The 24,568-nt window shown below is 66.0% G+C and carries 19 protein-coding genes; 10 read left to right on the forward strand and 9 right to left on the reverse strand.

All coding sequences use genetic code 11. The features are described 5' to 3' along the window. Positions 1–100 precede the first annotated feature (100 nt). Positions 101–1,738 (forward strand): Ppx/GppA phosphatase family protein, encoded by a 1,638-nt coding sequence (locus ACOQPH_RS12050; protein ID WP_420621627.1) that lies wholly within the window; start codon positions 101–103, stop codon positions 1,736–1,738. A gap of 151 nt (positions 1,739–1,889) precedes the next feature. After that, positions 1,890–4,205, forward strand: a complete 2,316-nt coding sequence (locus tag ACOQPH_RS12055) for an MMPL family transporter (protein ID WP_420621628.1) — start codon at positions 1,890–1,892, stop codon at positions 4,203–4,205. Between the two features lie 54 nt (positions 4,206–4,259). On the opposite strand, the gene ACOQPH_RS12060 is transcribed toward ACOQPH_RS12055, so the two are convergent. Both ACOQPH_RS12060 and ACOQPH_RS12065 read right to left on the reverse strand, forming a co-directional pair. Then, positions 4,260–4,739: a YbaK/EbsC family protein gene (locus ACOQPH_RS12060; RefSeq protein ID WP_420621629.1), complete on the reverse strand. Its 480-nt coding sequence runs from the start codon at positions 4,737–4,739 to the stop codon at positions 4,260–4,262. A 37-nt stretch (positions 4,740–4,776) separates the two neighbouring features. After that, entirely contained in the window at positions 4,777–5,814 is a 1,038-nt protein-coding gene (locus ACOQPH_RS12065) for an LLM class F420-dependent oxidoreductase (protein ID WP_420621630.1), read from the reverse strand. A gap of 83 nt (positions 5,815–5,897) precedes the next feature. Between ACOQPH_RS12065 and ACOQPH_RS12070 the strand changes: the two genes are divergently transcribed. Both ACOQPH_RS12070 and ACOQPH_RS12075 read left to right on the forward strand, forming a co-directional pair. Beyond that, the gene (locus ACOQPH_RS12070) at positions 5,898–7,121 is read left to right on the forward strand and encodes an acyl-CoA dehydrogenase family protein (protein WP_420621631.1); all 1,224 of its coding nucleotides are present in this window, start codon (positions 5,898–5,900) and stop codon (positions 7,119–7,121) included. Positions 7,122–7,168: 47 nt separating this feature from the next. Then, positions 7,169–8,770, forward strand: coding sequence for an FAD-binding oxidoreductase (locus ACOQPH_RS12075; protein ID WP_420621632.1), 1,602 nt, complete (start codon positions 7,169–7,171; stop codon positions 8,768–8,770). A gap of 109 nt (positions 8,771–8,879) precedes the next feature. On the opposite strand, the gene ACOQPH_RS12080 is transcribed toward ACOQPH_RS12075, so the two are convergent. Further along, on the reverse strand, positions 8,880–10,565 hold the full coding sequence (locus tag ACOQPH_RS12080; RefSeq protein WP_420621633.1) for an ABC transporter substrate-binding protein: 1,686 nt from the start codon (positions 10,563–10,565) through the stop codon (positions 8,880–8,882). A gap of 229 nt (positions 10,566–10,794) precedes the next feature. Here ACOQPH_RS12080 and ACOQPH_RS12085 point away from each other — a divergent pair, with 229 nt between their 5' ends. After that, positions 10,795–11,712 (forward strand): LLM class F420-dependent oxidoreductase, encoded by a 918-nt coding sequence (locus ACOQPH_RS12085; protein ID WP_420621634.1) that lies wholly within the window; start codon positions 10,795–10,797, stop codon positions 11,710–11,712. A 53-nt stretch (positions 11,713–11,765) separates the two neighbouring features. Then, the gene (locus ACOQPH_RS12090; RefSeq protein WP_420621635.1) at positions 11,766–13,748 is read left to right on the forward strand and encodes an ABC-F family ATP-binding cassette domain-containing protein; all 1,983 of its coding nucleotides are present in this window, start codon (positions 11,766–11,768) and stop codon (positions 13,746–13,748) included. 36 nt (positions 13,749–13,784) lie between these two features. On the opposite strand, the gene ACOQPH_RS12095 is transcribed toward ACOQPH_RS12090, so the two are convergent. Next, positions 13,785–14,612: a metallophosphoesterase family protein gene (locus tag ACOQPH_RS12095; RefSeq protein WP_420621636.1), complete on the reverse strand. Its 828-nt coding sequence runs from the start codon at positions 14,610–14,612 to the stop codon at positions 13,785–13,787. A gap of 173 nt (positions 14,613–14,785) precedes the next feature. Here ACOQPH_RS12095 and surE point away from each other — a divergent pair, with 173 nt between their 5' ends. Next, on the forward strand, positions 14,786–15,601 hold the full coding sequence (surE, locus tag ACOQPH_RS12100; protein WP_420621637.1) for a 5'/3'-nucleotidase SurE: 816 nt from the start codon (positions 14,786–14,788) through the stop codon (positions 15,599–15,601). A gap of 35 nt (positions 15,602–15,636) precedes the next feature. On the opposite strand, the gene ACOQPH_RS12105 is transcribed toward surE, so the two are convergent. Beyond that, complete coding sequence (locus ACOQPH_RS12105; RefSeq protein ID WP_420621638.1) at positions 15,637–16,935, reverse strand: MFS transporter; 1,299 nt, start codon at positions 16,933–16,935, stop codon at positions 15,637–15,639. A 107-nt stretch (positions 16,936–17,042) separates the two neighbouring features. On the opposite strand from ACOQPH_RS12105, the gene ACOQPH_RS12110 reads away from it, so the two are divergent. Continuing rightward, complete coding sequence (locus ACOQPH_RS12110; RefSeq protein ID WP_420621639.1) at positions 17,043–17,771, forward strand: SDR family NAD(P)-dependent oxidoreductase; 729 nt, start codon at positions 17,043–17,045, stop codon at positions 17,769–17,771. Positions 17,772–17,824: 53 nt separating this feature from the next. Here the strand turns inward: ACOQPH_RS12110 and ACOQPH_RS12115 are convergent, their stop codons facing one another. From ACOQPH_RS12115 to ACOQPH_RS12125, 3 genes are read right to left on the reverse strand one after another with little or no spacing between them, the layout of a single operon-like run. Next, positions 17,825–18,781: a sterol desaturase family protein gene (locus ACOQPH_RS12115; RefSeq protein WP_420621640.1), complete on the reverse strand. Its 957-nt coding sequence runs from the start codon at positions 18,779–18,781 to the stop codon at positions 17,825–17,827. A gap of 10 nt (positions 18,782–18,791) precedes the next feature. Beyond that, complete coding sequence (locus ACOQPH_RS12120; RefSeq protein ID WP_420621641.1) at positions 18,792–20,108, reverse strand: DUF4032 domain-containing protein; 1,317 nt, start codon at positions 20,106–20,108, stop codon at positions 18,792–18,794. A gap of 13 nt (positions 20,109–20,121) precedes the next feature. Beyond that, complete coding sequence (locus ACOQPH_RS12125) at positions 20,122–20,250, reverse strand: hypothetical protein (RefSeq protein WP_420621642.1); 129 nt, start codon at positions 20,248–20,250, stop codon at positions 20,122–20,124. 23 nt (positions 20,251–20,273) lie between these two features. Here ACOQPH_RS12125 and ACOQPH_RS12130 point away from each other — a divergent pair, with 23 nt between their 5' ends. Continuing rightward, on the forward strand, positions 20,274–20,894 hold the full coding sequence (locus ACOQPH_RS12130) for a 5-formyltetrahydrofolate cyclo-ligase (protein WP_420621643.1): 621 nt from the start codon (positions 20,274–20,276) through the stop codon (positions 20,892–20,894). A 159-nt stretch (positions 20,895–21,053) separates the two neighbouring features. Next, positions 21,054–21,353 carry a hypothetical protein gene (locus tag ACOQPH_RS12135; RefSeq protein ID WP_420621644.1) on the forward strand — a complete coding sequence of 100 codons (300 nt, stop codon included), beginning with the start codon at positions 21,054–21,056 and terminating at the stop codon, positions 21,351–21,353. 44 nt (positions 21,354–21,397) lie between these two features. Here the strand turns inward: ACOQPH_RS12135 and ACOQPH_RS12140 are convergent, their stop codons facing one another. After that, positions 21,398–24,568: a helicase-related protein gene (locus tag ACOQPH_RS12140; protein ID WP_420621645.1), complete on the reverse strand. Its 3,171-nt coding sequence runs from the start codon at positions 24,566–24,568 to the stop codon at positions 21,398–21,400.

The following is a 24,568-nucleotide window of genomic DNA, read 5'->3' on the forward strand; positions in this document are numbered from 1 at the left end:
ATTGCAGATATGCATCGTTGCAGGTCAGAGGGGCTTTTCCGCGGACCCGGACAAACCACTCCGCCCGGCTCGTGAATAATCAGGGCTAGCGTTGCGGTACGTGAGCGTCATCGCAGCGATCGACGTGGGAACGAACTCGTTCCACCTCGTCGTCGCCTCCGTCGACGCCGAGGGCCATTTCGAGGTCCTGACCCGCGAGCGCGAGCCGGTCCGGCTCGGCTCGGGCGGCGAAGACATGAAGCGCCTCGAACCCGACGCCATGGATCGCGGCATCGAAACGCTCGGCCGGATGCGACGGATCGCTACCCATGCCGGAGCGACGAGCGTCACCGCGGTGGCCACCAGCGCTGTGCGCGAGGCCGACAACCGCAACGAGTTCACCAAGCGAGCCCGCAGTGAGGCCGGAGTGGACATCGAAGTGGTGTCCGGTGTCGAGGAGGCCCGGCTGATCCACCTCGGCGTGCTGGCGGCGGTCCCGTTGCTCGACAAGCGCCACCTGCTCATCGACATCGGCGGCGGTTCTAGCGAGTTCATCATCGGCGACGGCGTCGAACCGCTGCTGTTGCGCAGCCTGAAGCTGGGCTCGATCCGGCTGACTGATCGCTTCTTTCCCGAAGGTCGGACCTGCGAGCAGTCCGTGCTGGAGTGCCGTATCTACATCGAGTCGTTCCTCGGGCACCTGCCGTCCGAGATCGCGGAGCTTGGCTTCGAGACCGCGGTCGGCTCGTCGGGAACTATCGCGGCACTTGCGCGCATTTGCGCGATCCGGCGTGGCGATCGCGACAGTCGTACCGGGCGGTTGTCATTCACGGCGGCCGAACTTCGCTCGCTCACCGCGGATCTCGTAAACGCCACGGAACCCGCGCACCGCCTCGCTATCGAGGGGCTGGAAGAACGCCGGGCGGACATCATCGTGGGCGGCGCGCTGTTGCTGGAGCAGACGTTCAAGCTGCTCGGCATCAAGCGCATGGAGGTCTCCGACTACGCACTGCGCGAAGGCGTCCTGTTCGAGCAGATGCGGCGGGCCGCTGCGCCGGAGCTGGACCCGTTCCATCGCCTCGAGGATCTGCGGCGCTCAGGCGTGATGTACGTGGCGAACAGCTACCACGAAGACCTCGGGCACGCCGAGCACATCACCGATCTGGCACTCGAGTTGTTCGACGGCCTGGGCTCGCAGCACGGGCTCGACGATGAGGATCGGGAGCTGTTCGAGGCAGCCTCATTGCTGCACAACGTGGGCATCTTCATCTCCCACAGCGCCCACCACCGCCACAGCTACTACATCATCCGCAACAGCGAGCACCTGACTGGCTTCACCGAGCGCGAGATCGAGATCATCGCCCAGGTGGCCCGCTACCACCGCAAGAGCGCGCCCAGGTCCAAGCACGCAGACTTCGCCTCGCTGAGCTCGACCGACAAGAACAAGGTGCGGTGGATGGCGGCAATGCTTCGGGTGGCGATCGGCCTGGACCGCTCCAACCGTCAGGTCGTGACGCGCGTGCGGGTGGCGGACGCGCCCCCCCATGAACTCAGGCTGATAGCACGGGTCTCACCAGGCGCCGATACCTCGGTGGAACTGTTCACCGCCCGAGCCCGCAGCGCACTGCTCGAAGTCATCACGGGACGCACGGTGGTGATCCAGCTCGAGGTCGCGGAGACAGGCAAGGCAGTGCACCCGACAAATGGTCTGGCCGCCAGCAAAGCAGCGGCGCCTGCCGAACCCGCCAGCCAGCACTGAAGCCAGCGCACAAGCCGCCCGATCCAAGCACAGCACAGCCCACTCAGGCCAGTAGCTTCGCCGCTTGGTCCCCCCTCCGGGCGCCGCACCCCGGCCCCTGGTCGTCACGCTGGGCGGCAACGGCGCTCACCCTCGCGGAAGGAAGACGACTGTGTACGCAGCTCTGGGCCAATGGTGCTTCCGCAACCCGTGGCGCATTCTCGCATCGTGGCTGGTCTTCGCCGTTGCCGCCGCCGTGCTCGCAGGCACCCTTGGCGCCTCCTACGGCGCAGCACTGTCAACCCCCGACTCGGAGGCCAACCGCAGCGCCGAGGTGCTCGAAGACCACTTCGGCAGCGTCGGCTCCACCATCAACGGCACCATCGTGCTCAAGGCCGAGTCCGGCGTGAACGACCCGGCGGTGCGCGCGGCCATGACCGAACTGCTCGTCACGGTCGACGCCATCGACGAGGTGACGGTCAGCTCGCCCTACGACCGGGACGGCGGTCGCCGCATCGCCACCCAGGGATCGGGCGCCGGCAAGTACGCCTTCGCCGACGTCGAGCTCAGCCGCAACTTCAACGTGGACGAAGCCGGACCTCTGGGCCTCGAGATCATCGACCTCATCGACGCCAGCGGGCTGCGCTCCATGGACGGCGTCGAAGTCGAGATGGGCGGTTCCTGGCTGGCCCGCCAGGAGCCACCCGAAACCGAGGCCATCGGGCTCGCATTCGCCGTCTTCGTGCTGATCGCGGCCGTCGGCTCGGTGGTCGCCATGGGCGTGACGGTCGGGACGGCCCTGGTCGGGGTCGGTATCGGCGTGCTGGCCATCACGGCGCTCAGCAACACCGTGACCGTGCCCGAATTCGCGCCAACGCTGGGCGTCATGATCGGCCTCGGCGTGGGCATCGACTACGCGCTCATCATCCTGAACCGCTTCCGGGAGTGGCTCAGCAGAGGGCTCGAGCCCTCCGAGGCCGTGGGCGCCGCGCTGGACTCCGCTGGCCGCTCAGTGGTGTTCGCCGGCGCAACGGTGGTTGTCTCGCTGCTGGGGCTGCTGCTCATCGGCCTGCCCTTCGTGGCCGGCATCGGGCTCTCGGCGGCCGTCACGGTGGCGATCGTGATGGTCGGCTCCATGACCGTGCTGCCCGCAGTGCTGGGTCTGACCGGCGATCGCATGACCACCACCAGGGTCCGCGGCATCACGGCCGCAGCGCTGGTGGCAGTCGCCCTCCTGGGCTTCGGCGCCGGCATCCGCCCCCTGCTCGCCGCGCTCCCCGCAGCCGCTGCGGTGTTGATTGCCGGAGCGTTCGGCGGCGATCGCAACCCGCTGCGACGCGTCCTGCGTCACCGCGCGCCCAAGGCGCTGCGCGACACCGCGTGGTACCGCCTCAGCCGGGTTGTCCAGGCGCGCCCGTGGCTGTTCGCGCTGGGCGGCACGGCACTGCTCCTCCTGCTGGCAGCTCCGGTGCTGAGCCTGCGACTCGGCTTCTCCGACGAGGGCAACTTCCCGGCTGACACCACCACACGCAAGGCGTACGACCTGCTGGCCGCGGGATTCGGTCCAGGTGCGAACGGCTCGCTGTTCATCGTGGCCGAGACATCCACCCCTGCCGATCTCGCAACGCTCAACGGGCTGTCGGGGGTGCTGAACCAAACCGACGGCGTTGCATTTGCGTCGCCGGCGGTGCCGAGCCCCGACGGCGGGGCAGCGCTGATCCGGGTTCAGCCGACCACCGGCCCCCAGGATGCCGACACCGAGTCGCTGGTTCACGCACTGCGTGACAACGTGATTCCCGCCACCCTCGACGGCACTGGCGTCGACGCCCTGGTCGGCGGCGCAGTGGCGTTCCAGATCGACTTCAGCGACTTCTTGTCCGGGCGCATGCTGATCTTCTTCGCCGCGGTGCTCGGAGCGTCGTTCCTGCTGCTGATGGCGGTGTTCCGCTCGCTAATTGTGCCGCTTAAGGCCGTCGTCATGAACATGCTGTCGATCGGTGCGTCCTACGGCGTGCTGGTGGCCGTGTTTCAGTGGGGCTGGTTCGGCAGCGTGCTCGGGATCGAGGCGGCGCCGATCGAGCCGTTCATCCCGATGATGCTCTTCGCGGTCCTGTTCGGGCTGTCGATGGACTACGAAGTCTTCCTGCTGTCGCGCATGAAAGAGGAGTACGAGCGCACCGGCGACCCGGTCAACTCCGTCGCCGACGGCCTTGCCGCCACCGCTCGGGTCATCACCGCCGCGGCAGCGATCATGGTGGTGGTCTTCGGCAGCTTCGTGCTGGAGGACAACCGGGTCGTCAAGCTGTTCGGCATGGGGCTGGCCACCGCCATTGCCATCGACGCGACGCTCGTACGGATGCTCATCGTGCCCTCCACCATGGAACTGCTCGGGGCCCGCAACTGGTGGCTGCCACGCTGGCTCGACCGGGTCATCCCGAATCTTCGTATCGAGGGCGAGCTGCGTGAGCAGTCCGAGCGGCCTGCCTGAGGGCGAGACCGCAACGCCAGCGAGTCTCAGCGGTCGGCACCCCGCCAGAGACGATCAATCATCGACGAAATCAGCAACTTCTGCCCCGCTGGCGCGCACCAGCTCGTCGGGCGTCAGCTCGAAGACCGTGTCGGGCGTTCCGGCCGCCGCCCACACGGTGTCGTACGCCAGCAGCGCTCGGTCCACCACTGCCCGCAGCGGACGGGCATGGCCAAATGGGGGCGTACCTCCGATCGCATAGCCCGTGGCGTCGCGCACCCCGTCAGCGTCGGCTCGGGTGATCGTGCCGCCGAGCACCGTCCCGAGCTGAACCGTGTCCACACGGTTGGAACCCGACGTCAGCGCCAGCACGGCCTCGCCGTCGCACAGGAACACCAGCGACTTCACGATCTGGCCCAGTTCGCAGCCCACTGCTGCAGCCGCTTGCGCGGCCGTGCGCGTGCCGTCGGGAAAGCTCAGGATCCCCGGCGCCATCCCCACCTCTTGTGCTCCGGCCAGGAACCGCTCGCGAGCGCTCGCACGCCCCGAGCTCATGTGATGGCTGTCGGCCACTGCCCCAGACGCCGTCTGGCTATTCAGCCCACGCCTTGATCTGGGAGATGACCTCGAGGGGGTTCTCGGTCTCGGGCGGGATGGTGATATCCAGGTAGCTCACGCCGACCGAGCGGTACACCTCGACACGCTCTTTTACCCGCTCGGGATCGCCGGTGAGGCTGGCCCGGTCGACATAGTCGTCAGGCACCGCGGCGAACGCCTCGTCGCGCTTGCCGGTCAGGAACAGATCCTGGATCTTCTCCGCCTCGTCCACGTAGCCGTACCGCTTGAACAGGTCGTTGTAGAAATTCTTGTCGCGCGCGCCCATGCCGCCCACGTAGAAGCCGACGCCGTCCCGCACGCCCTTGCGCACCGAATCGACCATCGAGCCGTCGCCGAGCGCCACGGTGCCGCCGGCCACGATCTGCAGGTCGCCAAGGTCGTCGGCCCGGCGGGAACCGCCGGTCTCCAGCGGGTCACCCCACACCTCGTTGAACTTCTCGGGCAGGAAATGGATCGGCTGCCAGACGTTGGCCAGCTCTGCGGTCAGCTCCACGTTGCGCGGCCCGATCGAAGCCACCGCAATCGGGATGTCCTGGCGATACGGCTTGCCCATGCGCTTGAGCGGCTTGCCCAGCCCGCTGCCCTCGCCCTCGGGCAGGGGCAGGCTGACGGCCCGACCGTCGTGGACGACCCTGTCGCCTGACCACACCTTTCGGCAGATCTCGATCACGTCACGGGTGCGCCCGAGCGGCTTCGAGAAGGGCACGCCGTGCCAGCCTTCGATCACCTGCGGTCCTGAGGTCCCGAGGCCGAGGATGAAGCGACCTTCGGAGAGGGTGTCGATCGTCATTGCCGTCTGGGCGAGGATGGTCGGGCTGCGCGAGTAGATCGGCAGGATGCCGGTCATGAGCTGCACGCGCTCGGTCTTGGCCGCGACGTACGCGAGGGTGGAGACCAGATCGAAGCCGTAGATCTCGCCGCCCCACAGCATGTCGACGCCGGCAGCTTCGAGATCCGCCACATGGCGGCTCAGCCGCTTGGGATCCAAGCTCGCACCGGCTCCAATTGCCATGGATATCTTCATCGATGTACTCCGTCCGCTGGGGGGTCGGCGCGCATGTTAGAAGCAACACCACACCGACGTCAGGCCGACGCATGAGCGATGCAACGCACACAGGTGCCAGCGAGGTCCCGAATGACGGGTCAGTCGACGACACTGCCGACGAGATCATCGACACGCTGCGTCGCTGGGTGGACGACGTTGTCGTGCCGGGATCGTCGGCGCTGGAGCTTGCCGACGAGTACCCCACCGAGATGGCCGAACAGATGGAGGCGTTCGGTCTGTTCGGCGCGACCATCGGTGAATCGCACGGCGGACTCGACCTCGACCACCTCACTTACGCACGGGTGATCGAGGAACTCTCACGGGGCTGGATGTCGCTGGCGGGCATTATCAACAGCCACCTCATCTGCGCCAAGCTCATCTCGCAGTTCGGCACCGCAGAGCAACAGGACCGCTCGCTAACGCGGATGGCCACCGGCAAGCTGCGCGGTTGCTTCTCCCTTTCCGAACCCGACAGCGGCTCCGACGCCGCCGCGCTTCGCTGCCGGGCTGTCCGCGACGGTGACGAGTTCGTCATCAACGGCACGAAGATGTGGGTCACCAACGGCGAGCGCGCGGGCATCGTGGCGCTCTTGGCACGCGTGCCCGAAGGCGACGCGTCCGGCAGCTCGGGCATCACCTGCTTCCTGGTGGACAAGACACCGGGCAAGAGCTCTGGGGGCATCACCGTCAGCCCCAAGATCGACAAGATCGGGTACCGCGGCCTCGAGACCGTCGAGATGTCCTACGTGGATCACCGCGTGCCCGCCGACCGGGTGCTGGGCGGCGATGGTCTCAATGGAGCAGGGGGCATCGGCAACGGTCTGCGCTGGGCACTCGCTGCGCTGGAGCTGGGCCGCATCAACGTGGCCGCCCGTGGCGTCGGCGTGGCTCAGGCCGCCTACGACGCGGCGGTGGCGTACGCGAAGCAGCGCGAGGCCTTCGGCAAGCCCATAGCGAAGCACCAGGCCATCGCGTTCAAGATCGCCGAGATGGCCACCAAGCTGCACGCTGCACGGCTCATGACCTACGACGCCGCCCGCAAGGCCGACGCGGGCGAGCGGGTCGATCTGGCCGCGGGGATGGCAAAGCTGTTCGCCTCCGAGACCGCCGCGGAGTTGGCGCTGGATGCCATGCGCATTCACGGCGGCAACGGCTACAGCACCGAATATCCAGTGGAGCGCTACTACCGCGATGCGCCGCTGATGATCATCGGCGAGGGCACCAGCGAGATCCAGAAGCTGGTCATCAGCAGGGCACTGCTCGCCGACGACTGAGATGCTGCGCGCCTAGTTTGACGCTCACGCACGTGGAGGCATGAGAGATGGCAGATCGCAAGTCATTCTGGGCGTGGTGCCTGGAATCAGAGGAACCGACGGACGCCGATCGAGCGGCGCTGGCAGCAAAGCTGTCGGCCCAGTACGGCACTGAGATCACGGCCAAGCCGGTGCCCTCGGTCGACGACGCCGACCTGCGCGCACCCCGCATCCCGATTCCGGACTCGGTCGCGGACTGGTGCTCCGTAAGCACCTACGACCGTGCCCGGTACGCCTACGGTGCCCACTTCACCGAGCGGGTGCGAGCGTTCAACCTGGACTTCCCGAACCCGCCCGACGTCGTGGCGCACCCTCGCAACGAGACCGAGGTGGAGGCCACGCTCGACTGGTGCGACGCCAACGGCTACATCGCCGTGCCCTATGGGGGCGGCTCGTCGGTGGTGTGGGGTCTCGCACCCCCCGAAGACCGCGGTCCCACCGTCATCATCTCGCTGGACCAACTCGACCAAGTGCTCGAGATCGACGACGTGTCGCGGGCGGCTCGTATCCAGGCCGGCGTATTCGGCCCGCACCTCGAAGACCAGCTGCGCCCCAGCGGGCACACGTTGCGGCACTTCCCGCAGTCGTTCCGCTTCTCGACCCTCGGCGGCTGGATCGCCACCCGCTCTGGCGGCCACTACGCCACCAATCACACCCACATCGACGAATTCGTGGAATCGGCGCGGATGATCACACCATCGGGCTGGTGGGAGTCACGCCGCCTGCCGGGATCGGGAGCGGGCCCCAGCCCCGACCGCATGGTGATCGGTTCGGAAGGCATCTACGGGATCATCACCGAGGCGTGGATGCGCATCCAGAAGCGGCCCACGTTCCGAGCAACAGCCGGCATCACTTTCCCATCGTGGGAAGCCGGGTACGACGCTGTGCGACACCTTGTCCAGGCGAAGCTGTGGCCGGCCAATCTGCGCATCCTCGACCCCGCGGAGGCTGGCCGTGCCGCCGGGATGGACGGCGAACACGCACTGGTCATCGTGTCGTTCGAGTCAGCAGAGCTGACCCAGTGCCACAACATCGCACAAGCCGCCAAGATCGCACGCAGCTGCGGCGGCCATCTTCCTGACGACGAGATCCAAATCGACGACGGCACGGGGACGCCGACGGGCCGCGGCGGTGCCGTGGAGGCATGGCGCAGTGCGTTCATCGGCGTCGGCAATGGTGTCGAGACCTCGCTGGGCCTCATCAATGACACCTTCGAGACTGCGATCACCTGGGACCAATGGCCCGAATTCGACGCCGTCGTGCGCGAGAAAGTGGGCGCGGTGCTCGCTGAGGTGTTCGGCGAGCACTACTCGCTCTCGTGTCGGTTCACCCACGTCTACACCGACGGCCCGGCGCCGTACTACACGTGGTCGGGCATGGGCACCCAGGGCGGCGAGCTCGAGCAGTGGCAAACCGTCAAGGACGCCGCCAACGAAGTGCTCGTGTCCGCAGGCGGTACCGCCACCCACCACCATGCGGTGGGCCGCATGCACCGGCCGAACGCGTACGACCGCCAGCGTCCAGAGCTGTTCGCCGAGGCCATCCGAGCCGCAAAGAAGCGCCTCGACCCCAACGGCATTCTCAACCCCGGCGTCCTCATCGACCCATAGACGCGACGAGCGGCCGCCGCTGCCGAGATTGATCCCGGCGGCGACGGCCGCTGCGTCTCGCTCAGTCAGTCAGGACTAACGGCAGCCCCGACTCTGATGCGGCGCCTGCCTAGCGGCAGCCGCCATCGTCCTTGTCCCAGACGCAGTTGCCTGAAGCGCCGTTCACGTCGATGACGTTCGAGACGATCCAGGAGTGCGTGGACGAGTCGTACTGGCTGAAGTCGGTGCCCTCGATCGGGAACGCATCTGCGTTGCCGTTCATGGCGAACGTGATGCCATCCAGGAAGATCGGGTGATGGATGTCAATCGCCCGCACCGACAGGATGAAGTTCGTCCGGTTCAGGCCGCCCGGCAGCTCCGCAGCGATGCGCAGTGCCTCGATGTACGGGTAGCCAATCATGTAGCCGTTGCCGAACATCGCGATGTCAGGATCGAGATCGTTCGCCTCCAAGCTCGCACGGACGAACTGGATGAAGGCGTCGCCCTCGATCAGCACCGGGTCGGTGGTGTCCTTGACACCGCCGCCGACGATCAACCAGTCATGGCCGTCATCGCCAGCGGGCGAAATCCAGCTGGCGGGCGCCTTGCATACCGATGGGGTGAAGGCCGCAGACAGCTCTTCCTTCAGGCCCGAAGCCGCCACCTCTTGAATGGCCAGCAGGCACGCGTTGCCCGCGGTCATCGAGATGTAGACATCCGGATCGCCTGCTGCGATCGTCGTGATCTCGTTCGTGATCGTCGGCGATGCCGGGTCGTGACGCACCGGGATGAACTCCGACACAACGTCGGGATTGTTGTGCGCGTAGTCCTCGAACCCCAGCTCGTAGGCCAAGCCGAAGTCGTTGTCCATCACCAGACCGGCAACCCTGACCGGCAGCTCGTCGGCAAGGTTTTCCTTGATCCAGTTGCCCCACAGCACAGATTCCGTCGAATAGGACAGGATGCTGCCAGTGGTCCATGGATGCACCTCGGGGTCGCCCCACGCCGGGTGGCCCGTCCACACGAACGGCTGCGGGATGCACTCGGCGTTCAGCGTGCCGTACACCGCCAGCGTGTTCGGCGAACCCAGAGTGTGGATGGAGAAGACGTTGTCGTTCTCGATCAGCTCGTCGACGAACTCAATGGTCTGTGCAGCGACATAGGCATCGTCATAGGACTTCATCACGACATTGCGACCGGCAATACCGCCCTCGGAGTTGACGTGGCCGAGATACGTCTGCCAGCCGAGTCGAGCGTTGCCGTACAGCGCCAGCGTGCCCGACTGCGGGCCCGTCTGGCCGATACGGATCTCGTCATCGGTGATGCCCTCGGTGTTCGACCAGTCGTCAGGGCACTCATTCAGGTCGATCGAGAAGCCCTCGGGGCCGCGCAGGATGTTGTCGTCGCCGACGCCGAAGTCGCCGGACTCGATGCCAGCGGTCAGCCGCTCAACGACCTTCGCGCGACGGAACTCGGCTTCTGCGAAGATGCCCTCGATGGTGGAGCGGTCAACCTCCATCATCTCCTCCTCGTCGGCCATCTCCTCCTCGTCGGCCATCTCCTCCTCGTCGGCCATCTCGTCGTCTTGCGACGCCTGCTCGATGACGTCCTGGCTGAGGCCGCCGGCCTCTTCCTCAGGCTCGCCTTCGGCCATCTCCTCCTCTTCGGCCATTTCCTCTTCTTCGGCCATGGCCTCGGTGGTCTGCGTCTCGGCAGCGTCGTCGCCGTCGTCGTCGCCGCCGCAGGCGGCCGCTACGAGCGAGAACGCGAAGAGCAGCGCTAGCAAGCGCAGAAAGCGGTTCTTGGATAGTTGCATGGGTTCCTCCTCGGTGGAACTGCAACCACCGCGGCATCGCGAGGTGAACGACGAGGGCCGTGGCCCTCAACCGTCCCCCAAAGACCGCTACGGCGGTTCGCGCGAGAGTAATCGCGTTGCGCTGAGCGTTTTTCGCTGACTTGCGACGATCCTGTGACAATCCCGGACTTGGACGATGGATTTTCGATTGCACAGCACGCTCGAGCGGCTCGGAATAGCGTGTCGGCCCATGGAATGGGGAGTCACTCTGCCGCACTTGGGGCGCGTCGGTACACGCGACGGGCTCATCACGTTCGCCTCGGAAGTCGATCAGCTCGGCTTCGCTTCTGGCTGGGCGTCCGATCATGTCTGCTGGCCCGCCGAGCTGGTCTCGCATTATCCCTACTCTGACGACGGTTCGTTCCCGGCGCCGCCGAAGACCGGATGGCTCGACCCCATCGGCACGCTGCATTTCGTTGCAGCGGTCACCGAGAACCTGCGGTTGGGTTTCAGCGTGCTGATCCTTCCCTACCGACCGCCGGTCGAGACGGCGAAGCGCCTGGCGACCATCGACGTGCTGTCGAATGGCCGGCTGATCCTGGGCGTGGGCGTGGGCTGGATGCGCGAGGAAGCCGAGGTGCTGGGCATGCCGTGGGAGCGCCGCGGCAAGCGTTCTGACGAGCAGCTCGAAGTGTTCCGCACGTTGTTCTCCGAAGACGACCCGAGCTTCGACGGCGAGTTCTATTCGTTCCCGGCGGTCGGCTTCGAGCCCAAGCCCGTACAGGACCCGGTGCCAGTGTGGGTGGGCGGCAATTCGGCGGCTGCGTATCGGCGTGTGGCGCGGTACGGGCACGGCTTCCATGCGGCATTCGAACCGCTGGACGACGTCACGGCCGGCTGGGCGCAGGTGGGTGAGGCGTGCGATGCAGCCGGCCGCGACCGCAACGAGATCACCCTGTCGTTGCGTTACTACCTCGACCCGGCGTCGGCGATGAAGCCGGCGGTGTCGATTGCCGGCAGCACAGAGCAGATGATCGACAGCGTGGGCCACGTCGCAGATACCGGCGTGACGCACCTAGTGCTCGACCCAGTGGCGCGCGGCGGCATCGAGGGCCGCCTCGACGCGCTGCGCGCCTTCATGTCCGATGTCGCCCCTCACTTCGCCTAGCCCCCGCCGGCTCGTATCCGCCCAAACTGGCGGCCCACCGGCAGACTCAGGCCGTGCTGTGGGCCTCATCGCTTGCCAAGTCGTACCCGCCGCGGCGGCTGTTCGCTGATGTCAGCGTGCAGCTCGCTGCGGGGCGGCGGGTGGCGCTCGTGGGCGGCAACGGAGTCGGCAAGACAACGCTGCTCGAGATCTTGGCGGGCATCGGCGAGCCAGATGAGGGCGAGGTCCACCGCCAGAGCGGGTTGACTCTCGGCTACCTGCCCCAGGAGCTCGACGACATCACCGAAGGCACCGTGCTCGAGGCGACGCTGGCGGGCGCAGGCGACATCACCGCAATGACTGCCGAGCTGCGCTCGCTGGAGGAGCGCCTGTCAGATGTCAATGCTGCCGACCACGACGGTGTGCTCGCACGGTACGGCGAGCTAGAGGCCCGCTTCCGCCAGCTCGGCGGCTACGGCTTCGAAGCGGAGGCCCACCGGGTGCTCGCTGGACTGGGCTTCGCTCCCGACGATGCGCAGCGCCCCGTCGCACAGCTGTCTGGCGGCTGGAGGATGCGGGTCGCACTCGCGCAGCTGTTGCTGTCGAAGCCCGATGTGCTGCTGGCTGACGAGCCGACCAACCACCTCGATGTCGACTCGGTGGCCTGGCTAGAAGAACAACTCGCTTCGTGGGACGGTGGGCTGCTGTTCGTCAGCCACGACCGCGACTTCATCGACGCGGTCGCCAATCGGGTCATCGAGATGGACGGCGTCAGCGCGTACGAGCACGTCGGCGGCTTTGCCGAGTTCGTCGCGGCTCGCGAGGAGCGCATTGCAGCCGCGGAAGCGGTCGCTGCCACGCAGGCGCGCCGTCGGGCGCACACCGAGCGGTTCATCGAGCGCTTTCGCTACAAGGCCACCAAGGCCCGCCAGGTGCAGAGCCGGATCAAGGCGCTGGCGAAGCTGGAGCCGGTCGAGATCCCGAGCCGCAAGGAACTGGCCGCACGTTTCGGCTTCGGCACGCCGCGGCGCTCGTCTCGGGTTGTCGTGGAGCTGATCGACGCTGCTCTGGGCTATGCCGGCGGCGACGCACCGGTGCTCGAAGGAGTGGACCTGGTCATCGAACGCAGCACCACGGTGGGCGTCGTCGGGCCGAACGGTGCGGGAAAAACGACATTGCTGCGAGTGCTGCAGGGCGAATTGGGGGTTCTCGGTGGTGAGCTGCACCGGGGCCGCAATGTGGACATGGCAACGTTCGCGCAGCACCTCACCGAAGTCATGGATCCCCGCCGCTCGGTGGTGGAGGAATTCACCGCATCAGTTGGCGACCAGCCAGGTCGGAACGTGCGCACGATGCTCGGCGGGTTCGGGTTTCCGGGCGATGCCGCGGACCGCAAGGTTGCGGACCTGTCCGGTGGCGAGCAGACGCGGCTGGCACTGGGGATCACTATGGCCAACCCGGTCAACCTGCTCGTGCTCGACGAGCCCACCAACCACCTCGACTTGCCGAGCTGCGACATGCTGGAGGATGCGCTGTCGGTCTATCCGGGCACGGTGCTGCTGGTGACCCACGATCGCCATCTCATCCGCAGTGTGGCCGACTCGCTGATCGTTGTGCGCGACGGCACCGCCACCCTGCACCCCGGCGTCGACGAGAATCTGCTGCGGCCGCCGGGGCTGAGTACGAGACGGACCGCTGGAGGAAGCACCGGCACTCGGATCACCGGGGGCCGATCCGATGGCGCCCCCGAAGCATCGACGTCGCGGGCAGTCGCGGCCGAGCGCCGCCGCGTGGGAGCCAGCAAGCGCCGGGCTGCCCACGATGCGACTGCGGATCTGCGTCGGGCGCTGGCTGCCGCCGAACGCGACTGGGAGACCGCCGAACACCGCATCGCAGAACTGCAAGCGCTCCTCGGCGATCCGGCTACTTACGACGACCCAGAACTCGCACGCCGCGTCGCCGAGGACTATGGCACTGCCAAGTCCGAGGCCATGCGCCACATGACCGAGTGCGAATCGCTGCAACGACGAATCGACCGCATTGCGGCTGGCCTGTAGCCGCCTGTGATCGCAGTCTGGATTCGAGCGGTCGTCTCAGTACCGCTCCGCGCAGCCGTCGGGGGGCGGCGTGACAGCCACATGGTCAACGGAGACCGTTCCGGCGCTGCCGTCGACGTGCTGAGAGAAGGTGACCAAGCAGGCAGTCCCGTTCGAAGGTATGCCCATAGGGGCGCCCGGGTACCACGCGATCACATCACCGACTGAGACGTCGGTGGGCACGTGCCAGTGGCCGAGTGCCACGTAATCGGCGCCGGTGGCTTCGATTTCTTCGGCGGCAATCGGCGATGACCGATGCGCATCGTCAGCAGTGCGCTGGAAGTGTCCATGACCCGCTGCGATGAACCAGCCGCTATCGGGACGGGGCGGCACACCGGCGAGAGGGCGGTAGTCGGAGTCATGTGAGTCCATTGCGCGGCCCCACAGGGTCAGGTCGTGCTCGCCGAAGTGCAGCGTTGCACCCTCGGGATCGTCGAGGAAGTTCACGCCGGCGCCGGTGACTTCGAGGCGATGTTCGTGGTCGGCGTGGGTGCCCCACAACGTCCGCTCGTCGTGGACGTCGTGGTTGCCGGGAATGATCACGACGGAGGCGTCGACACCGCCCAGCAGTTCCATCGTGTGCGCAACGTCGGACCGTTTCAGCCGGGCGTGGTCGAACAGGTCGCCGGCGATCAGCAGCACATCGGCTTCGTGGGCCGCGGCGGTTTCGGCCAGGGCCCATATGGGGCACTGACAGACATCGCGGTGCGTCCCCTGGGGTCCCCGGACATGACCGATGTGAACATCGGACGTGTGCAGGACCCGCAACGTGTGCCCGGTGGGGGGCAACGCCTTGGGAGTCCCAGTCTCGGCCAGTCCCTTCACAGCGAAACAGCTTGCCACGGCACACTGCCAGAGACATCAGCCGGAGATTTCAGGACCAAGCCACGAGCACGACACCGTTGAAAACCGCATGTCAGCTGGGTGTCAGCCGTGCGGCATCACCTGTTCGCAGGCCATACGTCGGTATGTCACCCTTGGGCACTACCTTCTGCACGGTGCGGATCCTGGTGACCAACGATGACGGCATCGAATCCGAGGGTCTGCACGTTCTCGCCAGCGCGATGACGGCTCACGGCGACGTCGTAGTGGTCGCACCCGACTCCGAATACTCGGGAGCTGGTGCAGCGATCGGTCCCTTGCACCTGATGGATCCGGAGGTTCACAAGGTGCGATTCGAAGGCATCGAAGACGCCTGGGCAGTGTCGGGAGCGCCGGCGTTGTGCGTGATGTTCGCCCGGCTCGGCGCCTTTGGGCCCGTCGACCTGGTCGTATCGGGCATCAATCCAGGGGCGAATGTAGGTCGTTCGGTGTACCACTCCGGCACCGTCGGAGCGGTGCTGACCGGCCGCAATGGCAACATTCCAGGCTTGGCAGTCAGCCAGACCGTCGAGGGATTCGGTGTCGAGGGCCAAGGCTGGGAAGACGCCATCGCCGACCAGAAATGGCACTCAGCAGCCGAAGTGGCCAGCGTCGTGCTCAGCGGCCTGCTCGCAGACGTGCACGAGGGGGCATGGGCAGTGAACCTCAACGTTCCGAATTGTGAGGTCCCAGACATGAAGGGCTGGCGACTCACCGAGGTGGGCACCTTGCCACCGCGCTCGATCACCTCGGTCAGCCTCGAACCGCACTCCGACAACGCAGATGCGTTCCGGGTCGCGATGCACTGGGGTGATGCGGTCGACATGCCTGTCGACGTCGACACCGGCGCAGTCATGCACGACTACGTCTCAGTGTCATTCCTGTCGCGCATCACTGCCCAGTCGCCGGTGCCCGACTCGAAGCTTGCTGCCTGCCTCGACGGGCTGTTCTGAGCGCGGCGACCCGAGTCGCCTAGCGGCTCAGCCTCTTACAGCGTGATCCGACGAGTGACGCGCAAGTGGCGCACGAGGGCCACAGTGGCCACAACGCCGAGCGCCAAGCCCACCAGCGCTCCCCAGTGCGCGAGATCTGCGTAGTCACGGTGTTCAACTGCCAGGCCTGAGCCCACGCCGGCCGCGGCGCCGAGGGCGGTCATCAGCACATCGGCCGTGGCCTGCACGCTGACACGTCGCTCAACGGGGAACGACGCCGTCAGCAGCGAACTGGCGGCAACGACACAGCAGCTCCAGCCGATGCCCACCAAGAACAATCCCCAGAGGTGCCCGCCGGCGTGGGCGGCGTGGGCGTTGGAGGCGATTTCGGCACCCAGTGCCAGCGCCCCGGCACCGGCCAAGATGACCATCTGGCCGCCAATCCGGTCGACCAGCCAGCCCACATACGGTGAGAAGGCGAACATGCCCGAGATGTGCAGCGACAGCATGATGCCGATGATCAGGGGATTCTGGTCGCCCTGGGACATGTGAATCGGGGACACCGTCATGACGCCGACCATCACGGCTTGGGACAGCATCATCGCGATCAGAGCGATGGACGCCACCGGGTGCGCGAGGACGCGTCCGGCCTCGGCCAGGCTCGGCAGTTGGACGCTCTTCGACCCGGTGTCGGCAGCCACGATGTGGAGCGGGTCGGGGCGCAGGCGGCGTGAGATGTTGACGGCTGCGAGCACGAAGAGGCCGAGGGCCAGCGCATAGGGCAGCGCGAAACCGCTCAGTCCTTCGGTGTCTGTGAAGAGGCTCTTGAGGCCAAGCGCCACCGTGGGACCCAGCACCGACCCAACGGTGCTGGCCCAGAGCACCAGGCTGATCGAGCGGGCACGATTCTCGTCAGTGGCCAGATCGGCTCCGGCGTAGCGCGACGCCAAGTTGGCAGCTTGGCCGGTGCCGATCAGCACCATGCCGAGAACCAGCACTGAGTACCGGCCGGCGAACGCGGACAGCAGTGCGAGCGTGGCACCGATTGCACCAGTCATGTAGCCAGCGGCCAGTCCGGCGCGGCGACCATGACGTGCCATCAGCGCGGCCAGCGGGATTCCGGCCAGCGTGCCGCCGATGCTCAGGCACACGGCCGCCAGTGAGGCCTTCGTCTCGCTGCCGGTCATCTGGTCGGCCAGCAGGGTCGACGCCGAGAACGACGCCGTCATGGCCAGTCCGCTGGGGATGACGCCGAGTTGCAGTACCCGGATGGTTCGGCGTGCCAGTTCGTCGCGTTCGGGCGTGCCTGGGAGGTATGTAGCCCCCTCGCCGCCGGCCGACAAGCTCTGCACCATCGCCCTAGCCTCCCCTTCGGCGTGCCGGGTTTGGCGCCGGGGCCGCTTGGGAACGCTACTGCGGGGCATTGCTGCATGCCCGGATGACCCGCCCGAAAGGGTGCGAGATGCGAGATATCACCGGATGCGTAGCGATGATCAGCGGAGCCAACCGAGGCATCGGCGCAGCACTCGCGGCGGCGCTGCACGCCGACGGCTGGGCGTTGTCGCTGGGGGCCCGCGACTTCTCGTCCCTCGAGGAGTCGGCCACGGCGTATCGGACCGATTGGAGCGGTGGTCCCGCAGTGAGCCTGCACCACTACGAGGTGACCGACCGAGCCGGCGCCGAACGCTGGACCGCGGAGACGCTCGACGCCCATGGCCGCATCGACTGTCTCGTCAATAATGCGGGCGTCGCCTCGACCGACACCCTCGACGAGCTGACCGAGGAGACTCTCGACCTGCTGTGGGAGGTCAACGCGAAGGGCCCATTCCGCATGATCCGGGCCGCGCTGCCACACCTGCGTCGCAGCGGCGAAGGGCGCATCGTGAACGTGATCTCCATGTCGGGCAAGCGGGTGCGCGGCACCTTCGCCCCTGGCTATGCCATGAGCAAGCACGCCGCGATGTCGCTGCACCATTCGGTCCGCCACGCGACGTTCCCTGATGGGATCCGTTGCACCGCAGTGTGTCCTGGCTACGTGCAGACCGACATGACCGCAGAATTCGGCGTCGACCCCTCGATCATGATCCAGGCGGACGACCTTGCTCACACGGTCGCGACCATCCTGCGACTGCCGAACACAGCGTCAGTGGCCGAGCTGCTGGTCACGACCGAACCCGAGACGATCGCCTAGCGGGCGCGTCCCGTCGTCTCGAATTCACGGCTGGGTCGAGCCAGCGGCTCGACTCAGCCGGTCGAGCGCGTGCTCGCCTTCTTCGCGCGGCGCTGCTTGACCTGATCGGTGGCCTTGTCGCTGCCGTCGTGCCACGTCCCGAACCACTTGTCCATGGGCACCAGCGACGTGCCGTAGTTGCAGTCGAAGTAACGGTGGTGAAGCGTGTGGTAGCGGTCGCCGCCTGCGATGGTGCGCCCGCCGGCCACGATGTAGCGGTCGAAGCCCGAATGCGACGGTGCAGGTGACAGCAGCAGGTACGTGGCAGTCAGCGTCACGAGGTACGGATTGCCCGGTATCAGCAGGAACATGAGCGGCGCTGAGAAATACAGCACGTGCTCAACGGGGTGCATGGCGACGCCGGTCCACGGACCGATGTTCACGTTGTGGTGATGCAGCGAATGCGCCGTGCGGTACAGGAGCTGGGTGTGCAGCAGTCGGTGGTTGGCGTAGAAGTGCACTGACACCAGCGGGAACATGGCAAACGTCAGCGCAACTGCATACAGAAGGCTGCTGCGGGCCGGGATCGTCCAGATCAGGTCGTTGGCATACAGCCACAGCATCAGCGACTCGTACAGCGCTGCGATCGAGCAGGCACTCACCAGCGACCAGAACACGTTGTCGCGTGTCTGATGCCGCAACAGGAACGGCCGCCGCCCGACTGACAACCATCGTTCGTCGTACTTGTGCTGCGTCCCTTGGGAGCGCCGCATGTACAGCCACCAGTGCAAACCGCCGACGATGACGACCATGAGCCCGACGTTGCGCGCATACACCAGCGCGACCGCCCACGGGGCGGGCGCGGCGAAGCGGTCGAGCGATGGCGTCAGCCACGTCCAGGCCACAACGCCGATGACAATCCAGAGCGCGTTCTGCCACCAGAAATACTTGGTGACCAGCCAGCGCGTCATGGCCAGCGGCCGAGGCGGACGCTCGTACAGCGGCGGAAGCGTGACTTCCCCGATCCCCACTGCGCGCAGCCTACGCCTCGCCTGCGGTTGGGGTGGGTGCCTCAGGCGCCCCCAGCTCAGGCGCCCCTAGCAAGACATCGCCGGGGTCATTGCCTCCGTCATGATCGATGAGCGTCCGCTCTCGGGGCAGCCGCTCGAGCACCTCGTCGACAAAGGTGACCATCGCCTCGTCGTTCTCGACCTGACGGCCAGCCGCTTTCGAGCGCTCAAACCGATGCTCGATGAACTCGTAGATCAGCTGGGCGTCGTCGAGACGGTCCCGATACCGGTCTGGAATCGCAGCAATCACCGGCTCGTACCGCTCGGATAGCCACCGGTAGGCCTTCACCGACTCGGGCAGCACATGACCTGCTTCTCGTTCGAGCGCCAGCCCGTACGCGTCGACCGCGTTGAGCAGCGTCCGTGCCTGGTTCTCTTGGACCTCGAGACCAGTCAGTCGCCGTAGTCGCAGGTGTGCGTGGCCCTCTTCGAGCACCACAGGCCGGATCCGCAGCCGAGAGCCGTCGGACGACTGCACCACGGAGAGCTCTTCGACGTCGAAGCCCATCGCGTTCAGTCGCTCGATGCGCTGGCGGATGCGCCACCGTTCATGCGCCGCTATGTCGTCTTCGCGTGTCAGCTCTGCCCAGAGCCAGCGATATCGGTCGAGAAGATCATCGGTGATCTCGATCGGATCCGCGTCGACCTCGAGCAGGCCTTCACTGATGGCGTCGTACAGGCCCCCTGCGATGTTCTCGATGCCGAGCGCCAGATCGTGCTCGCGCAGCTCGTCGCTGAGGCTCGGGCGGCACTCTGCTGTCTCCGCATCGACCAGATATGCCATCAGCGCGCCCGCGTCGCGCCTGAACAGGACATTCGCCAGCGAGATGTCGCCCCAGTAGATCCCCTCGAGATGAAGCCTCGACAGCAGGACGACCGCGGCATCGAGCAAGCGATCGCGCAGCAACGAGGTCGCGGTTGTGCGAAACAGGTGCTGGTACGGAAGCGCGAAGTCCAAGAAGCGCGTGATCAGCATCGACTTGAGATCCCGGCCATCGCGGCTGCGACGACCGGTGACGACACCGACTGCTTTGACAGCGGGCAGGCGCGAATCCTCGAGGTGTCGAAGTACCCGATATTCGCGCTCCGCGAGCCGTTGTTCGGTTTCTTTGAGCGCGTAGACCCGACCGTCGTAGGAGACCATGCGCACGACATGGCGGCTCAATCCACGGCGGACGCTGATGAGCCGGTCCGTTGTGCCGCTCCACAGCTCAAGCGGCTGCTCCCATGGAAGATCGAGAAAGTCTGGATGCCCCTGCCGAGTGATGATTTGCAAGTCAGCAGGCACCGCGCCCTCGTCGTCAGTCCCAGATCGCCGTGTGATCCCCGAGATCGAAGAAGTGAAGATTCTGCACCGACACAGCGATCTCGACTGTCAAATTGACTGTCGCCCCCGCTGGCGCTGGCCGTCCCAGTCCGATCGGTCGCATCTGCTGCATCTAGCGTGTGCGAGGTGCGCGAGCCTCCCACTGCGGGAGCATCCAAGGATATGTGGCGGCGCTGGTTGCGCGATCGGCAGATGCAGGTCGATCCCGGCACCGCCGAAACGTTGGTGACGAGTTTGCACCGCTTCATCGAGTCTGTCGATGTCACCTGGAACGACCGCGTCGGCGGCGCTCCGCCCCTCGGGAACGGGCTGATTCTCTTCTACCGGGCGATGCCGCAGGAGCTCTCGCTTGACGGCCTCGCCGATGCGCTGGGCTGGCAACGCTTCGCCGTGACGCGGACTCCCCCGGACGGCTCGCTCACGCTGCACCCGGCAGTCGGCGCCATGGAGCAGCATCGGTTCGGTTTCCCGCAGCCGATCGCTGACGCATTCGAGTTGCAGCCCCGTCACATCGCGCTGGCCCTTGTACCGGGCATGGCCTTCGACCGAACCGGGACGCGTCTCGGCCACGGCGCTGGCTACTTCGACGAGTTGCTGGCCAGGCTTCCTGCTGACCGCCCCCGGATTGGGATCTCACGTCGTGAGCTGATCTTCGACCGGCTGCCTTCCGAGGCCCACGATGTGCCCATGACACACCTCGCCACCGAGGATGGTGTGGTCGCCGTCGAACCCGACGGCGGTCAGTAGCTGGCTGCCCCGCATCGCGCACGGCCAAATGGTCGGCGTTGGCCTATTCGCAGTCAGCCGTGCTGGTCATGGCGACAGTACGGTGGGCGGCGCCACAGCCGAACGGGCCCGAACCGCCCAGGCCAAGATCGCGGCATTCCGCGTGCGAAAGGAGCCGATATGGCGACACAACTGCGCCGTTACGACGTTGTCGAGGGCCAAATGGACTCGTTGCTCGAATGGTTCCCCAACATCATCGCCGTGCGGGAGAAGTTCGGTTTCAAGGTCGAGTTCATGTATGCCGACCGTGAGAACAATCAACTCGTCTGGGCAGTCAGCCACCCCGGCGACTACGAAGCCGCGTACTCCGAATTCGCAGCGTCGCCTGAGCGGGCGGCCGTCTTCGCTGGCCAGCCTGAACGAGTCACGGGGATGACCGTGTCGATGGTGGTCACGATCATCGCTCCCAGCTCAAACTGACAGCGAACCTCGCCGGAAAGACCGGCACCTGGTTCGAGATGCGGTTAGCGCGGCGCTGGGAGCACGCCCATCCAACACACAACACCGATGTCTTCTTCGGAGATGGCCGAGGAAGTTGACGGCAATTCGACTGGCAAGAGTCCGTGGAAGTCGACAACCTCGGAAATCCGAATGGCCGCTGTGGCTCCGTCGATCGACCCGTCGTCCAGGGCCCGCCTGACTTCGCCGAGGTCCCTTCGCACGGCGGTGCTGCGCTCGACGGCCAGCGCCTCGAAGACCTCGTTCGCCGATGGCGGCTGCGGAACCGATGGATCCGCCAACAACCCCCGGGCCCACCGCTGAATGGGTCCTAGCGACCGGCCCTCAAGCACCGCCTGGACTCCTTCATTGTGATCGTCGATGATCGACTGAGCTGCATCACTCCAAGCTGATTCGAGGTCAAGATCCGGTGCGTCAACGCCAGGGGCGGAGCCCGGGTCGATGCGGCGCAGAATGGTCGCCGGGGCTGAGGACATCTGCCCATCCTCAGCGACGTAACGCCAGTGCCTATGACCATCGGGCGTGCGGCAAGCGAAGAAGACGCCCGACGGGCCTACTGATGGAATCGCAGGGCCTAGCACGAACTGCGAACCGATTCCCCAAGGCAGGTTGAGCAGCCGCTCAATCTCGCCTTCAGCAGCTGCTCGCTGGAGCTCTGCCCGCAGCAGCTCGCCGCTCAGCACTTGGCCTTCAGCAGTCGGGTCATCTTCATCTAGCAGGGTTGCGTCGTCACTCTCAAGACGCAAGGCATAGGAGCGCATTTCCTCTTCCACTTGCGCGTCGGTGACCTCGATCTCCATTCCGTATGGTCGCGCTGCCACAATCTTGCGCTGAATCGCCGCTTCGAGCCGAAGGATCAGTTCCAGATCGCCGGGTTCGGGCAGCATCGACACCAGTGACACCGTGTCATGCGGGCTCTTCAGCCGAACCACCCGGCCGTATCGCTGTACGACGCGCTGGGGGTTCCACGGCATGTCGTAACTGACCACCGCCGCCGCCTGTTGCAGGTTTTGCCCCTCCGAGAGCACGTCGTTGCTGAGCAGCAAGTCGACTTCACCGTCGGGCGGCTCGTAGTCGGGGCGAATGACGGTCGCCGGGCAAAAGCGAGCCAGCAACCCGGTGCGCTGATCGGGATCAGTCTCGGCGCCGATCACGGTCACGCGTTTGCGCCCATCGGCGACGTCCGGCAAGTGCTCGTCGAGATAACGGACGGTGTCGGCGAAGGTCGAGAAAACGACGACCTTGTCCGATGGCACGTCGCGAAGCACTCGCTTCAGCAGTTCCAGCTTGGGGTCTCCTGCTGCGTCGAGTGCGTCGAGTGCGTCAGCACACGCTTCCAGCACGTCACGGTCGCCAGCGACATCGTCTCGGTACGGCTCCAGGAAATCCTCGGTCGGCTCGGATACGAATTCGTCCATTTCTTCGTCGAGCCATCCGGCGAGGCCCGATTCGTCGAGGTCGGCCAGGGTCGCCTGCCGGAGCGACTCGCCGCTGAGGACATATCCGTTGTCCCATGCTTCGAGGAACACGTCATGAGCCGCGAGCATTCGACGCACGGTCAAGAGACACGCATGCCAGCACGACTCGAATCGCTTGAGTACCGCCGATTGCAGCAGTGCGCTGAGCACCGCCTCTCGGCCGGTCTCAGAGCCATCGCGTCGGTATGCGCTGGGCCGATAGCGGGCCATCGTCAGCTGTCCGAGATTGTCGGTGATGGTCTGCACAAGATCGGGGAATGCGGCATCGAGGTCGTAACGCTCTGTGGACAGCTCTGGCTCAGGGAATGCGACAGGTGTCCCGTCGGGAAACGTGGCACCCGGGTAGTGCCGCTCGATGAAGCGCCGGTCTCGACGCACGCTGACGAGATCGGCCAGCTCGAACAGCACGTCAGGATCGAGATTCTCGGCGTCCCGCTCGTTGGCACCAGCTCGGACGAACAGATTCCGAAGCGACGGAATCCCCCATGCTGCAAACGCGCGGTCATGACGGGCGAACGTCATGACCAAGTGGTAAAGGTCCCACAGACCGTTGTTGATGGGGGTGGCACTCAACAGCGCGAGATCCTTCTGAACCCCGCCGAGCAAGCGCGACATAGCGCGGTACCAAGTGGTCCCCGGAGTCCGAAGCGCATGCCCCTCGTCGATAACCACCAACCGGTAGGCGTCCTTGTCGCTGTGGAGGTGCAGTTGTGGGTTCGCAGTTCCTGAGGCCGCGAGTTGTTCGTCTGATGCCAGCTGGTGGAAGCTGACGACCTCGGCTGGCAGACGAGCCCGCGCGAGCCGACCGCGCCAGTGCTCGACGAGCTGTGCAGGAGTGACGACGAGCGCGTGGAGGCCCCGGCGCAAGGCGTATTCCTCGACTAGTGCAAGGCCGATCTCGGTCGTTCCGGTTCCGACTCCGTCGGCGTAGATCACGCCGTGGTGCCGTTCGAGTATGCGCAGCGCTCGGTTGAACCCATCCCGCTGGAACGCGGCTAGCTCAATGGCGCCGGGCGCAGGGCCTTCAGGTTGATCCGTCTCCTCTCCGAGCAGTTCCACCAGTGCTCGCAGGTACACCGTCCGAGGATTGACCAGGCCGATGTCGGGATACAACAGCTCCCGCAACTCGGCCTTGAAGTCGACGGCTTCTTCCCACAATGCATCGAACCACGACACGGCCCGGCCTGCGACGTTCGGGCTGTAGTCGACAAGCCCGAGCTCAAGGTTCGAAAACAGGCCGGCACGTGTGAGATTCGCCGAGGTGACAAGCGCAGCACGGGCATTCTCGGCATCACCGAAGAGATACGCCTTGCCGTGCAGGAAGCGTTTCGTGTAACGGCGGACCTGGACGTGTTCATCATCCAGCCATGTGTCGAGAGCGGCCAGTTGCGCCGCCGCCCTGCTGGGCGGGAACCGCGCCAAATCCCGGTCGTGGCGCAGGCCGGCGAGTGTCGTCTCGAACAGCGTGTTGGGGAACTGCGCTCCGAGCGCCGGCGCTGGAGAGGCACCGATCATTAGACGCACCTGTCGGCCATCGTCGACTGCCGTTGCGAGATGCGCGAGTCCTCCGAGGTTGACGAATCCTGTGGCCACCGAGAGACCGTCATCGTTGCTGATGTCGTCGAGAAGAAACGTGAGCGCCTCAGCATGACAAGTTGAGTCGCCGAGGTTGTCCAGCAAGTCCGGGCGAGAAAGCAC

This window comes from Candidatus Poriferisodalis sp. (assembly GCF_965221945.1).
GTDB lineage: Bacteria > Actinomycetota > Acidimicrobiia > Acidimicrobiales > Poriferisodalaceae > Poriferisodalis.

Coding starts and splice junctions, on each gene's coding strand:
- ACOQPH_RS12085 (WP_420621634.1), top strand. CDS start 10,795: ATGGAATGGGGAGTCACTCTGCCGCACTTGGGGCGCGTCGGTACACGC.
- ACOQPH_RS12075 (WP_420621632.1), top strand. CDS start 7,169: ATGGCAGATCGCAAGTCATTCTGGGCGTGGTGCCTGGAATCAGAGGAA.
- ACOQPH_RS12135 (WP_420621644.1), top strand. CDS start 21,054: ATGGCGACACAACTGCGCCGTTACGACGTTGTCGAGGGCCAAATGGAC.
- ACOQPH_RS12125 (WP_420621642.1), bottom strand. CDS start 20,250: ATGCGACCGATCGGACTGGGACGGCCAGCGCCAGCGGGGGCGACAGTC.
- ACOQPH_RS12070 (WP_420621631.1), top strand. CDS start 5,898: ATGAGCGATGCAACGCACACAGGTGCCAGCGAGGTCCCGAATGACGGG.
- ACOQPH_RS12110 (WP_420621639.1), top strand. CDS start 17,043: ATGCGAGATATCACCGGATGCGTAGCGATGATCAGCGGAGCCAACCGA.
- ACOQPH_RS12065 (WP_420621630.1), bottom strand. CDS start 5,814: ATGGCAATTGGAGCCGGTGCGAGCTTGGATCCCAAGCGGCTGAGCCGC.
- ACOQPH_RS12105 (WP_420621638.1), bottom strand. CDS start 16,935: ATGGTGCAGAGCTTGTCGGCCGGCGGCGAGGGGGCTACATACCTCCCA.
- ACOQPH_RS12080 (WP_420621633.1), bottom strand. CDS start 10,565: ATGCAACTATCCAAGAACCGCTTTCTGCGCTTGCTAGCGCTGCTCTTC.
- ACOQPH_RS12060 (WP_420621629.1), bottom strand. CDS start 4,739: ATGAGCTCGGGGCGTGCGAGCGCTCGCGAGCGGTTCCTGGCCGGAGCA.